Genomic DNA, 13,085 nt, shown 5'->3' on the forward strand with positions numbered 1-13,085 from the left:
AAAAACTGCATCATTTGACACACATTCTTTTCCTATGATAGACCTGATATAATGAATTTCAATAATTACTAATAATCGAGGACCTAAACATGAATCATATTCAATTATTATATCCCGAAGCAATTATATCCAAAGAATTTCCAACAGATAACTTTTCAAATTACCACTACTTCAGAAATCATCAAGATCAATCATGGCTCCTCATTCCCAAGAATGGCATTGGCGAAAAAGAATTAAAGCTTCTCAGCCTCCTATATGAACATGTAGAAAAATCAGCAATCTCCACTATGAATATCCATACTAAAGAGTGGTACGACTTTTTATATAACGAAGGTCCATTTCCCATTCAACAATCACAAAAAGAAATGAGATTCATTCATTTTTTCATTGAGAATCAACAACTTGAACGTGAAGAGTTGGAATCTGCAATCAAGGGCTTCTTACCTGAACAAGCTATCATTATATGGGAATTTGATAATAGAGGAATCATCATTGAAGAAAATTCAGCTGTTTCATTGTCGGAAAAAGAATACCAGATGATGTCTGAAACGTTCGAGGCTGACTTTTTCGCAAAGACCTTTTTTTTCATCGGAAAATTTCATGAGCTAGCGTTTAAAACTCCATCTCTTATTAAGCAGGATAAGGAATTTTTTGATTTTTCTCTTTCTTTTTTGAAAAATGAAAGAATGTTATCTTTCGAAAAGGTTTTCCCGTCCTACCTTGCACACCATTTAAGGGAAGATATAAAAGGAAAAATGGACAATGAACTTTTGAAAATATTTAAAGATGACCCCGAGATGCACATTACGATAAAAACTTTTCTTGAAAATAACCTAAATGCAAGTATGACGGCAAAACACTTGTACATACACCGAAATACTTTGCAATATCGTCTTGACAAATTCACTGAAAAAACAGGCATACATTTGAAAGACTTTCATAGTGCTTTTACGGTTTTCATTGCTTCCTTAATTTCAAACAGCGAAATTAAGTGAACAACTTGCCCAAAAAAGTTTGTGCACATTGTCCATTTTGCATTTTGTGATTATTAGGTAGAATCTTCTTAACAACATATTCTCTAGGAGGCTATACTAATGGCTGAATTGAAACTCGATCACATTTATAAAATTTATGATAATAAAGTTACTGCTGTAACCGATTTCAATCTACACATTCAAGATAAAGAATTCATCGTATTTGTTGGACCATCAGGTTGTGGAAAATCAACTACACTTCGTATGATTGCTGGTTTAGAAGAGATCTCTAAGGGCGACTTCTTCATCGATGGCAAAAGGGTAAATGATGTTGCTCCTAAAGATCGTGATATCGCAATGGTATTCCAAAACTACGCTCTATACCCTCACATGAGTGTATATGACAACATGGCTTTTGGCCTTAAACTTCGTAAGTTCCCTAAAGATGAAATCGATCGTCGTGTGAAGGAAGCTTCTAAGATTCTTGGCTTGGATCCGTATTTAGATCGTAAACCTAAGGCATTATCAGGCGGTCAACGTCAGCGTGTTGCACTTGGCCGTGCAATTGTCCGTGATGCAAAGGTATTCTTAATGGATGAACCACTTTCAAACCTTGATGCAAAACTTCGTGTAGCAATGCGTGCAGAAATTGCCAAGCTTCACCGTCGCTTACAAACAACGACTATTTATGTAACGCATGACCAAACAGAAGCTATGACAATGGCTACTCGCCTTGTTGTTATGAAAGACGGACTCATTCAACAAGTTGGAGCTCCTAAAGAAGTTTACGAAAAGCCTGAAAATGTATTTGTTGGCGGCTTTATTGGCTCTCCAGCTATGAACTTCTTTAACGGAAAGCTAGAAGATGGAAAGTTCATCGTTGGTGATGCATCCATAGCAGTTCCAGAAGGAAAAATGAAAGTACTTCGTGAACAAGGTTATGTTGGCAAGCCAATTATTCTTGGTGTACGTCCAGAAGACATTCATGATGAGCCAGTTTTCATCGAAGCTTCTCCAGGAACAAAAATCAATGCACAAATCGATGTTTCTGAATTAACTGGTGCTGAAACTATGATTTATTCTAGCGTAGGCGGACAAGATTTCGTTGCTCGCGTTGACTCTCGTACAGATATCGTTCCTGGTCAAAACCTGGAACTTGCATTTGATATGAATAAAGCTCACTTCTTTGATGCTGAAACAGAATCACGCATTCGACCATCGAACGAAAAATAATAACATGAAAACAATGAACCCCGCCTTAACATAAGGCGGGGTTCATTTATTCTGTAATAAAGACGATTTGATCTTGATTACATTTCATACAGGAATACAAATGGGGACATTTATGCTGTGCATTTGTATCTGGATAACCATCCTCCAGTTTCAACTGATCTATTTCCATATAAGCACTATAATCATCATAATAGTCCATGATTCTACCACAATCATTCATTTTACTTTTGCATTTATCACACGCTATCTTCAGTTCTTGCAATCCGTTGCAAATAGGACAGATATTCATCTTACCGTCTCCTTTTGACGATTCTTCTCCTCTATTGTTTGTAAAAAGAAACACCCTATGTACAACTTTCAAAAAGGAATAAATTGGTTGTAAATAAATCTGAATAAGTCCTTAAAAATCATCCATAATAGTTAGTACAAACAGCAAATCACTTCTACCGATGGGTTAAACCAAAAGGTTGCAGGATAACTTGCACGCCGGTGTAATTCCGGCTAACCCAACCATTAAAACTAAAAATTATTGAGGAGATGAATCACAATGCCAAACCAATCATCTAGAAGCAATTCGTCCAATCAATTATTAGTTCCAGGAGTGCAACAAGCACTTGACCAAATGAAGTATGAAATCGCTAGTGAGTTCGGAGTACAATTAGGTGCAGATGCAACGGCTCGCGCTAACGGTTCTGTTGGTGGAGAAATCACAAAACGCCTTGTTCAAATGGCTGAACAATCTTTTGGCGGATATTCAAAATAAATTAAACTAAGCATATCACCTACAATTGAATAAATTTGGCTATTGCCCCCTTCTTCGGAAGGGGGCATGTTAGTGTTTAGAATGTTTTCGCACTGATTATTGCTTTTCGGATGTTTTTTTCATCCCGCATTCTTAATGAATTCGGGGCTCTTTTCGAGAAGTTGCTGAACTAAGAATTCATTAATATTCGTAAAAATCCAGAAGCCGATTTTTACTTTTGCTTGTAAAACAACAAAGTTTACGAAAAGAGCCTTGGTTAAATCATGTTTTCAGGTTTAACCCACTGTTCAAATTGTTCTTCATTTAAGTAGCCACTTTTTATAGCTGCTTCTTTTAAAGTAGTATTTTCCGCAAAAGCTTTTTTAGCAATAAACGCAGCTTTTTCATACCCGATATGAGGATTGAGTGCCGTCACCAGCATCAATGATCTTTCTAAATGCTTATGAATTTCTTCTAGGTTTGCTTCGATGCCGATGGCGCAATGATCATTAAAGGAAACAATGCCGTCTGCAAGTATACTTATTGATTGCAATAAATTATAAATGATGACAGGCTTGAACACATTTAGTTCGAAATTGCCTTGGCTTGCTGCAAAACCAATTGCTGCGTCATTTCCAAATACCTGACAAACAATCATCGTCAGAGCCTCACTTTGGGTTGGATTTACTTTCCCAGGCATGATAGAACTTCCTGGTTCATTCGCTGGGATTCTCAACTCTCCAATTCCACTTCTCGGACCACTTGAAAGCCATCTCACATCATTAGCAATCTTCATCAAGTCAGCTGCGAGAGCTTTCATGGCACCATGGACATGGACAATTTCATCATGACTAGTTAATGCATGAAATTTGTTGCTAGAAGATTGAAATGGATATTCAGTCAATCTTTCTAACTCTTCTGCCATTTTATCCCCAAAATCTCTATCTGCATTAATCCCAGTACCTACAGCCGTTCCCCCAATTGCTAAGTCCAGCAAATATTGTGATGCTTCCGTAATCATTTTTTCACTTTTTTGAAGCATTGCCTTCCAGCCACTAATTTCCTGTCCTAAAGTAACAGGGGTTGCATCTTGCAGATGGGTTCTTCCTATTTTAATTATTTTTGCGAATTTCTCTTCTTTAGCCTGTAGCGTAACTTTAAGCTTCCTGATAGCGGGCAAAAGCTCCTCGAAGATTTTTTTATAAGCACATATATGCATCGCTGTCGGAAAAGTATCGTTTGAACTTTGAGACATATTCACATCATCGTTCGGATGAACTTTCCCATCTTTAGTTGTGTCTAAGATTTGGTTCGCTCTGAATGCAATTACTTCATTCACGTTCATATTCGACTGCGTTCCACTTCCCGTTTGCCAAACTACTAATGGAAAATGTTCATCAAGCTTACCCGTTAAGATTTCATCACAAGCAGCCATAATGGCAGTAGATTTAGACTGAGACAATTTCTGACTTGCATGGTTGACTATGGCGGCTGCTTTTTTGATTGTAACAAGAGCGTAGATAAGTTCGGTTGGCATTTTTTCCTTGCCTATCTTAAAATTTTCTTTGCTCCTTTGAGTTTGGGCCCCCCAATATTTGTCCTTAGGCACATTTATTTCACCGATTGTATCTTTCTCCACTCTATATTCGTTCATAGGCACACATCCTTTCCTACCTAATTTATTCCCATTCATTTGAAAAATCATGTTTAGAAGATCAAAAATTTAAACCAATTATTTAGATTGTCTTCTAAACTTAAGATCGTTGGGAAAAACTATAAATTTTGATCTGAAAAGTAATATTTTGTATCTATTTATACTGTTTTATTCAGAGGATAGGTTGTAGGAAAATTTTTATTTGTGTAACTGTACGGTTCATTGGTGTAACTGTACACTTTATTTGTGTAAGACCCTATTTCATTTGTGTAAAAATTCTTTTCTTTCAAAAAAAAACTACTGCAAAATTTGCAGTAGTTTTAAGATTTCACCATCGTATATCCAATAAAATAGACAAGAATCATAATACTGGCAATACTGAGTGTGACAGAAAATTCGCCCATTGTTTTCACCTCGACCATATCTACTTTGTTCATCAATGATAAAGTATCATATGATCGCCGCAAAATCAGGAATATTTGTTGCGAATAGGTGACAATGTTATAGAAATTCTGTGAACTCCTTTATTTTTGAAAACGATTCTGCAATGCCATCCTTTAGGAGACCGATATGGACGCTCCGCCTTGTTGTAATTGATACATTTGGTAGTACTTCCCTTTTCGCTCTATTAATTCATCATGGTTTCCCTTCTCTACAATTCTTCCTCTATCGAGCACAATGATTTGATCAGCATTTCTAATAGTGGAGAGTCGATGTGCAATAATGAAGGTAGTTCTACCTTTCTTCAGCACATCCATCGCTTCTTGGATAACAGCTTCTGTTTCGGTATCAATACTCGAAGTAGCCTCATCGAGTATGAGAATAGCCGGATCGAATGCGAGTGCCCTTGCAAAAGAAATGAGCTGTCTCTGGCCGCTGGAAAGAGTGCTTCCTTTTTCAATCACAGGCTCATCATAACCATTTTCAAAGTTTTTAAAGATAACGTCAGCTCCGACGTCAGCTAATGCTTTCTCGATTTTCTCTCTAGAAATCCCAGGATGATTAAGTCCCACATTTGAAGCAATGGTTCCTGTGAACAAATACGGATCTTGTAAAACAATACCCATATGCTTTCTAATCGTTTGTCTAGGCAGACTTTTTATGTCGATTCCATCAATCAAAATAGAACCCTTCTGGCAATCATAAAACCTGAACAGCAAATTCATAATTGAACTCTTTCCAGAGCCTGTATGACCAACCAGTGCAACAGTTTCTCCATGTTTAGCTTCAAAATCCAAGTCTTTTAAAACGTATTCGTCTTCTTTATATCCAAATGAAACGTGATCAAATTTCACATTACCTTTATACCTTGGAATGTCCTGATCACTTACCATTTCACCTTTTTCATCTAGAAGTTCAAAAGCTCTTTCTCCTGCCACAAGCGCTTGCTCCAGATTGGCTAATTGGTTTACAACTCCAACAATTGGATTAAACAAACGATTGATATAATCTACGAATGCGTACAACATTCCTAGGGACAAAACATCGATAGCCCTTATCGATTCCGAACCAAAGTACCAAATGAAGATGACAAACACTAAATTTCTTAAAACGTTAACCAAATTATGTGAAGTAAGAGAATTCAAGCTTAAAAGCTTGTTCTGGAATTTAAAATGATCTTCATTGAAGTTTTCAAACTCACCAATCGTCTCTTTTTCTCTTTTAAAAGCTTGAATGATATTCATTCCTTGAATGGACTCATTTACCATTGCATTGATATCACTAACCCTGGCACGAATGACATGATTATATTTTGAAGCGATTCTTCTGTAAATGATCATCCATACATATAAAATGGGTAACAATATCAGGCATAGAGCCGCAAGCTTGGGACTTAGGATAAATAACGCTACATAAATTCCCACGATATTGATGGCACTTGAGAAGAATACAGAAAGGACCGTTACGTACAATTCACGAATGGCTTCCGTATCGTTCGTTACTCTGGCCACTACTTTACCTGCCGGCAAATTATCGAAATAGTGAATCGGCAATCGCTGGATATGACCAAAAATATCTTCACGCATTTTTTGAATAATTCTATTCGCAGATTTCTGTAGATAATACTTTTGACCATATTGGAAGAATGCAGCTATAACCAGCAAGGCAAAATAAATGCCTAACAGTTTTATCATTTTTGGAATTTCAGGCAAATAAAACTTTAACAACTGAGTACCACTTAAAATTTCTGCATTGTACTTACTTGTGTCACTTCCCTTTTTGATCAACAATTGTCCGGCGACCATGCTTCTTTTCCCATCAAAATCAATTGGTTGTTTAACCATTACAAATTTACTTCCAACTTGGAGGATACGAATCTGATTTTCAGCAGGTAAAGATTCCTCTAAATAATCTTTTCTTGTGAAATACTCGCCTTTGTATTCAACCGACATGTTTCCCTTCTGGGTTTTGTACCAAGGTGATTCTATTCCAAGTATGTGTTGATCAATCAGCTTCTTAGCTACAAACGGTCCGGCTAAGTCAGCCGCAACCGCTATCGTTAGCATAATCAAAGCCGTGATGATGATTTTCTTATATATCAAGGCATATTCAAATAATCTTTTTCCTATTGTCATGGTGTCACCCCTCATTTTGCGCGGTGTCTTCCGCCTGTTGGCGAATATACTGTTCTTTATACCAGCCACCTCTTAACATCAGTTGGTCGTGCGTGCCTTCCTCTGTGATTTTCCCATCATCAAAGACAATGATATGATCAGCATGCTGGACGGCAGACATACGATGTGTCGTAATAAGCGTAGTTTTCCCTTCACGCTCTGACTGGATATTCTCAATAATCCGCTTCTCGGTTTTTGCATCCACAGCTGAAAGTGAATCATCTAATATCAGGATTTCCGGATCCTTTATAAGAGCTCTCGCAATGGAAATTCTTTGTTTCTGGCCACCAGAAAGAGCGACTCCTTTTTCTCCTACCAAAGTGTCCAAGCCTTCTGGTAATATTTCTAAGTCTTTCTTGAAAGCTGCCAAATAGATAGCTTTTTCTAGATCGGCTTCTGTTGCATCGCTTCTCCCGAACAAAATATTTTCCTTTACTGTTCGTGAAAATAGCACATGTTCTTGCGGGACATACCCCATCCATCCACGAACCTTTCCAAGGTCTTGGCTTTCAATTGGAATATCTGAAAGGGCAAGCATCCCTTCTCCAGCTGGATATTCCCTAAGCAATTGTTTAATAAATGTCGTCTTCCCACTACCTGTTTTTCCTACGACACCTAGCGTCTGTCCTCGATCAATCCTCACCTTTATCTTTTGAAGATTTGGTTTAGTAGCAGACGGGTATTGAAACGTCACATCATTGAATTCAATACTTTCTGGAGTCTCAACATTCACGGGATTTTCCGGATTGCTTACGTCCGCATCATAGGATAAGGTTTCCTGTAAACGATCTAGGGAAGCACTTCCTCGTTGCATGATATTAATGAGTTCACCAAAGGCAAACATTGGCCAAATAAGCATCCCTAAATACACATTAAAAGACACCAGTTCACCGAGCGTAATACTTTGATGGAAAACGAGATAAGCTCCATATCCAAGACCAATCAAATAGCTTAGCCCGACCAACACTTTAATAGTCGGTTCAAACAGTGCATCGATTACTGCAACAGATAAATTTTTTCTATAAACATCCTCTGTCATTTCATGGAATTTCTGTTCATCCGCTTTTTCCTGTACAAAAGCTCTAATTACCCTAACGCCTGCAATGGATTCCAATACTCGATCGTTTAAATCGCCAAAAGCATCTTGAGCACTTGTAAAGCGGTGATGAATCTTTTTACCGTACATCTTCATTAGTAAAGCCATAAGCGGTAAAGGTAAAATTGCTGCCAAAGTCAATTTCCAACTAATGAAAAACACCATTGTGAATAGAATCGTTAACATCCAAATACTTGAATCTACAAATGTTAAAATTCCAAACCCCGCTGTAGTGGATATTGCTTTTAAATCATTAGTAGCTCGTGCCATTAAATCCCCAGTCCGGTTCTTTTCAAAGAAAGTAGGAGTCATTTTAAGCAGATGACGCATAAAACGTGATCTTAACTGCCTTTCTACTAAAAATGCTCCACCGAATAATTGATACATCCAAACATAGGTGATGATATAGGAAGAAACCGTAAGTATTACCATGATTCCAACGTAACGAAAAATTTTCTCTAATGTCATTTCTCCTATATGGATATCATCGATCGCCATACCAATTAACTTTGGCGGTATGATTTCAATAAAACCTACAAAAGTTAGCAAACTAATAGCAACAGTATATCTTTTCCAATTTTCTCTAAAGAACCAACTTAATTTTTGTAATACCGAAAACATTCTATCGTCCCCCTTCTTTTCCTATCCATCGTTAACCACCATCTAAATCCCCAGAGTTATGTTCAATCATCAATTCCTTTTTGGGTTTCATTTTGCTTCCTCCTTATGAGTATTTAACAGAAATGCGAATTACTTATTTCTTCCTAAATAACAAGGCTATGTTAATTTTGTCTGGTGATTTCCGCTCCAATCAACCAAGTGCAAAGATTCAACACTGTACTTTAACAGAGCCAAAAACAAAAAAGACATACCGCGGGAATGCGATATGTCTCAGTTTAAAAAGGGTGTAAGAGACAAAAAAGCACAAATCACGTTTAAGAAAACGTAACCTGTGCTGTCTACACCTTATATAATTGATTCAATAAATAATAAATCAAATAAGTGCGTTGGACAGGTTACATTTTGAGTATGCAGTTTTATTTTGGTCATTCAACTTTATCATGTTCATTAGTAACCCTCCTTTTCCTTATTTTTCATTCTTTGTTAGATTATCACTCTACATTCTTTTAGTCAATCGTATTTATGTAAATTGTACGTATTTTCTAATAATTAGGCAATTAAACTAATAAGGACTTTCTTGATGCTTCATGACACCCTATCCGTCGGATAGGACTAATTTCACATTTCTGTTCCTCGTGGTTTAGCCTTTTCTCACACGGGTATTTAAAAACTATCACAAAAAATAGTATATAAGACAAAGGAGAAAAGAATGATGAAAGAAATTATCTCGACGAATGTCATCGTTCACAACAAATTTTCGATGAAAAAAATGCTGGAAATTTTCCAAGCATCTAGAGCTTTTAATGGATCAACTTACTTATATAGTCAACATAAAGCGGTGGATTCTTCTAATTTACCTAAACTGGTATCATTTTTACTGACAGTAGAGCCACAAACAGCATTGAAAATTATTGTTGAAGGAAACGATGTTCAGAATCATTTAGAAAGCATTAAATCTATTTGTACGAGCCATATTTCTGTATTGCGTATGAATCAGAAACGATTTCTTGATACAACAGAAACTTTTCAAATTTGATATTTAGTTTAAAGGCATCCTCCCAGTACACATGGGCGATGCCTTTTGTTTTCCCCCAAAAAAGGGGATGGCGTTATACGCCCCCCTCTTCTTAATGACCTTTTTTTCCTTTACCTTTTTTCAATTTCTTTTCCCACTTCTTTGTTTCTTCTTCGATCGTTTTTTTCCATTTATCCGCTTCGTTCTTAAACTGCTCTTCTACAGACCTTTTTCTTTCTTCTTCACGTCTTTTTTCTTCCATGAATGTTGCAATGTGAGGAACGTCAAAACGAGTATTTGGGGTATTTTTAACGGCGTCCTTCATGAAATCTTTAAAGATGACGGCTGCCCCTTCACTACTTGTGGTATTCAAATAATGGTTCTTATCGGTCTTATCGTATCCTACCCAAACAGCTCCTACAAGACTTTGAGTATATCCAACGAACCATTGATCTTTTACACCATCAATCCCTTCTATGGGTACCTGGGTTGAACCTGTCTTACCAGCAACTTCATAACCTGTAATTTGTGCTGCCTTACCTGTACCATGTTCGACCACTCCTAAAAGCATGGTCGTCATCTTATCTGTCACAATCTTATTGGTCACTTTTATTTTTTTCTCTTTAAAACGGGCAACAACGTTTCCATCAACATCAACAATCTTCTTAATAGAATGCGCTTTTGTTCTTGTACCTGAATTAGGAAATACGGAATAGGCTTCAGCCATTTCCTTTGGAGATACTCCCGTTTGTAAGCCACCTAAAGCCAGTGCAAGATTGCGTTCCCCTTTTTCTAAAGGAATGCCAAAGCGGTTAATGGCATCAAGACCTTTTTCAATACCTATTTCATTTAACAGCCAAACAGCTGGAATATTATAGGACTCCTTAACCGCTTCATACATTGGAACATCACCATGTATACGACCTTTATAATTCTTTGGCTCATAGTTACCAAATTTCATAGGTTCATCTTTTACAAGGTCCTTAATATCCCAACCTTCTTCAATGGCCGGAGTATAAACAGCAATCGGCTTCATTGTTGAACCTGGCTGAGCTTTAAGCTGTGTTGCCCTATTATAGCCTCTAAAATAATGCTGTCCTCTGCCACCGACAATCGCTCTTAGGCCACCAGTTTGTGGATCCATCAAAACAGCGCCACTTTGTACTATGGTATCATCGTTACTTGACGGAAACAGACTATCACTGGCATATGTGTTTTCAACAGCCCCCTGCATGGTCGTATCCATTTCCGTATAAATCTTGTATCCTTCCGTTAATAACTGGTCTTGCGACAACCCGTATACCTTAATTGCTTCATCCAATACGTGATCAACATAGTAAGGGTATTTACCTTTAAAAGGATCAGCCCCTTTGTCTTTCAAAGTTACCTTTTCAGATTTTGCTTGTTCGTATTGATTTTGAGAAATCATTCCTTGTTCTTTCATTTGAACCAATACGACGTCCCGTCTATCCTTCGCCTTTTCGATATGTTCGTACGGATTAAGTGCGGAAGGTGCTTTTATTAGTCCCGCGATAAGCGCAGATTCTGCGATAGTTAAATCTTTTGGTTCTTTTCCGAAATATTTAAGTGAGGCTTGCTTGATTCCCCATGACCCTTCACCAAAATAGATCATGTTCAAATACATCTGCAGGATTTCGTCTTTGCTATATTCCTTCTCAATTTCGCGAGCCAAGAAAACCTCTTCTAATTTTCTATCGTAAGTTTTTTCAGTAGAAAGCAAAGCGTTCTTCGTTAATTGCTGGGTGATGGTACTTCCACCTTCCACTACTCCGCCAGCCTTTAAATTACGGAAAAATGCTCTTGAAATCCCGATTAAATCGACTCCACTATGATCGTAAAAGCGGTGATCCTCGATTGCGACTACAGCATTTTTCATATGCACTGGTATCTCATTTATCGAAACGCCTTCGTTTTTGTTTCCTGAGATTTTGCTGGCTACCTTACCATTTACATCATAAATAACTGTTGGTTGTAATAGTTCATTCTTCAACTTTGAAATATCCACATCCGATGAAAAAAACTGAAAGAAACCTAATCCTATTAAAATGAAACTAGTGACTAACAATAAGACGATTTGTTTCCAATGACGTTGTTTCCAATCTTTTTTCATTTTGTTTCTATAACTTTCCCTATTCATATGTTCCCCCTGCGAATTACTTTCTTGATGTGTTTATGTGAAGTATCGTTTACTTTTACCCATTATAAAAAAAACATATTCATTGAACGAAAATAAAAAGCGTTCGATTCATATCGAATGCTTTATTAATTGCTTATTTGATCTCGCTCCATGTTTTCGTGTGGAAGTAAATTTACTTCTGTTAGTTCCTTATATAATGACTCCATATACATATATACAATTTGTTTTGTTTTATCATCGGCATCAAGAATCTCAAGATGTTGTAAACATTTACGAATGGTAGGATGCATAACTTGCGAATTACTCATTCTGTTCACCTCAGTCTCTTACATTTTAAAATAAGATTCGTTTGCGATATGCATTTTTTGAGGGTAACTTAATAGAATTAATGCCATGGAAAAAAGCAGACAATGTCTGCTCTCAAAAGTTTACCCTTTACATAATTCTTCAAATCTCATTTTTGCCGAATGCTCATCCATACTACTATAGATTCTAAAATGTTCCTCGTCCAAGATGCGGAAATGCTGACTTACAATATTTTGTTGTAAAATAAAGCCATTTCTTCTCATCATTTCTCTCCACCAAATCTTCCCACCCAGTGTTTTTTCTTGACGATAGTCTCTTCCATCACGAGCCACTGTTTCTAAAACCTCTAAAGGTTCATTTCCGAAAATAAATTGAATGGTTTCTGTTTCACGGAAAAGTGCACATGTAGCAACGACTGTGGACCAATTGGCAAGTGCTCTGCCTTTTTCAATCTGTACAAGCGTTTTCTTAGATAGACCGATGATATCGGCCATCTTATCTTGTGTATAACCCGCTTCCGTTCGTACAAGCCTTAACTTTTCCGATATCTTGAGGATAATCTCATCTCTTGTCACATTCATACCTTCTTCTTTTTATGGTTAGTGTAATTTTACACAAATATTCTTTTATTTAAAAGCTATTTGCAAAATAATCATAAAAAAATGCCTAAG

General features: G+C 37.0%; 11 protein-coding genes. 4 read left to right on the plus strand and 7 right to left on the minus strand.

Translation table 11 applies throughout. From position 1 onward, the window contains the following. Nucleotides 1-89 precede the first annotated feature (89 nt). The gene (locus tag BMZ31_RS04430) at nucleotides 90-995 is read left to right on the plus strand and encodes a PucR family transcriptional regulator (protein WP_139205910.1); all 906 of its coding nucleotides are present in this window, start codon (nucleotides 90-92) and stop codon (nucleotides 993-995) included. A 99-nt stretch (nucleotides 996-1,094) separates the two neighbouring features. After that, nucleotides 1,095-2,207, plus strand: a complete 1,113-nt coding sequence (locus BMZ31_RS04435) for an ABC transporter ATP-binding protein (RefSeq protein WP_090830495.1) — start codon at nucleotides 1,095-1,097, stop codon at nucleotides 2,205-2,207. A gap of 46 nt (nucleotides 2,208-2,253) precedes the next feature. On the opposite strand, the gene BMZ31_RS04440 is transcribed toward BMZ31_RS04435, so the two are convergent. Further along, nucleotides 2,254-2,496 carry a hypothetical protein gene (locus tag BMZ31_RS04440; protein ID WP_090830496.1) on the minus strand — a complete coding sequence of 81 codons (243 nt, stop codon included), beginning with the start codon at nucleotides 2,494-2,496 and terminating at the stop codon, nucleotides 2,254-2,256. A gap of 258 nt (nucleotides 2,497-2,754) precedes the next feature. Between BMZ31_RS04440 and BMZ31_RS04445 the strand changes: the two genes are divergently transcribed. Next, complete coding sequence (locus BMZ31_RS04445; RefSeq protein WP_090830497.1) at nucleotides 2,755-2,970, plus strand: alpha/beta-type small acid-soluble spore protein; 216 nt, start codon at nucleotides 2,755-2,757, stop codon at nucleotides 2,968-2,970. A gap of 256 nt (nucleotides 2,971-3,226) precedes the next feature. Here the strand turns inward: BMZ31_RS04445 and fumC are convergent, their stop codons facing one another. From fumC to BMZ31_RS04460, 3 genes are all read right to left on the minus strand, one after another. Beyond that, a complete protein-coding gene (fumC, locus tag BMZ31_RS04450) occupies nucleotides 3,227-4,603 on the minus strand; it encodes a class II fumarate hydratase (protein WP_090830498.1) in 1,377 nt (458 codons plus the stop codon). Between the two features lie 557 nt (nucleotides 4,604-5,160). Continuing rightward, the gene (locus BMZ31_RS04455) at nucleotides 5,161-7,179 is read right to left on the minus strand and encodes an ABC transporter ATP-binding protein (RefSeq protein ID WP_090830499.1); all 2,019 of its coding nucleotides are present in this window, start codon (nucleotides 7,177-7,179) and stop codon (nucleotides 5,161-5,163) included. Between the two features lie 4 nt (nucleotides 7,180-7,183). Beyond that, complete coding sequence (locus BMZ31_RS04460) at nucleotides 7,184-8,935, minus strand: ABC transporter ATP-binding protein (RefSeq protein WP_090830500.1); 1,752 nt, start codon at nucleotides 8,933-8,935, stop codon at nucleotides 7,184-7,186. Between the two features lie 709 nt (nucleotides 8,936-9,644). Between BMZ31_RS04460 and BMZ31_RS04465 the strand changes: the two genes are divergently transcribed. Next, entirely contained in the window at nucleotides 9,645-9,971 is a 327-nt protein-coding gene (locus tag BMZ31_RS04465; RefSeq protein WP_254778579.1) for an HPr family phosphocarrier protein, read from the plus strand. 91 nt (nucleotides 9,972-10,062) lie between these two features. Here BMZ31_RS04465 and BMZ31_RS04470 read toward each other — a convergent pair whose 3' ends face one another. The 3 genes from BMZ31_RS04470 to BMZ31_RS04480 form a co-directional block, all read right to left on the minus strand. Continuing rightward, nucleotides 10,063-12,108, minus strand: coding sequence for a transglycosylase domain-containing protein (locus BMZ31_RS04470; RefSeq protein WP_090830502.1), 2,046 nt, complete (start codon nucleotides 12,106-12,108; stop codon nucleotides 10,063-10,065). A 125-nt stretch (nucleotides 12,109-12,233) separates the two neighbouring features. Continuing rightward, nucleotides 12,234-12,416: a hypothetical protein gene (locus tag BMZ31_RS04475; RefSeq protein ID WP_090830503.1), complete on the minus strand. Its 183-nt coding sequence runs from the start codon at nucleotides 12,414-12,416 to the stop codon at nucleotides 12,234-12,236. A gap of 120 nt (nucleotides 12,417-12,536) precedes the next feature. Then, entirely contained in the window at nucleotides 12,537-12,989 is a 453-nt protein-coding gene (locus tag BMZ31_RS04480; protein ID WP_090830504.1) for a helix-turn-helix transcriptional regulator, read from the minus strand. Nucleotides 12,990-13,085: the final 96 nt, after the last annotated feature.

Source organism: Bacillus sp. cl95 (genome assembly GCF_900115925.1).
Taxonomy (GTDB): domain Bacteria; phylum Bacillota; class Bacilli; order Bacillales; family Cytobacillaceae; genus Neobacillus_A.

Bases quoted from the DNA above. Each gene is read 5' to 3' on its own strand.
- BMZ31_RS04460 (WP_090830500.1), bottom strand. From the start codon at position 8,935: ATGTTTTCGGTATTACAAAAATTAAGTTGGTTCTTTAGAGAAAATTGG.
- BMZ31_RS04435 (WP_090830495.1), top strand. From the start codon at position 1,095: ATGGCTGAATTGAAACTCGATCACATTTATAAAATTTATGATAATAAA.
- BMZ31_RS04465 (WP_254778579.1), top strand. From the start codon at position 9,645: ATGATGAAAGAAATTATCTCGACGAATGTCATCGTTCACAACAAATTT.
- BMZ31_RS04440 (WP_090830496.1), bottom strand. From the start codon at position 2,496: ATGAATATCTGTCCTATTTGCAACGGATTGCAAGAACTGAAGATAGCG.
- BMZ31_RS04470 (WP_090830502.1), bottom strand. From the start codon at position 12,108: ATGAATAGGGAAAGTTATAGAAACAAAATGAAAAAAGATTGGAAACAA.
- BMZ31_RS04430 (WP_139205910.1), top strand. From the start codon at position 90: ATGAATCATATTCAATTATTATATCCCGAAGCAATTATATCCAAAGAA.
- BMZ31_RS04475 (WP_090830503.1), bottom strand. From the start codon at position 12,416: ATGAGTAATTCGCAAGTTATGCATCCTACCATTCGTAAATGTTTACAA.
- BMZ31_RS04455 (WP_090830499.1), bottom strand. From the start codon at position 7,179: ATGACAATAGGAAAAAGATTATTTGAATATGCCTTGATATATAAGAAA.
- fumC (WP_090830498.1), bottom strand. From the start codon at position 4,603: ATGAACGAATATAGAGTGGAGAAAGATACAATCGGTGAAATAAATGTG.
- BMZ31_RS04445 (WP_090830497.1), top strand. From the start codon at position 2,755: ATGCCAAACCAATCATCTAGAAGCAATTCGTCCAATCAATTATTAGTT.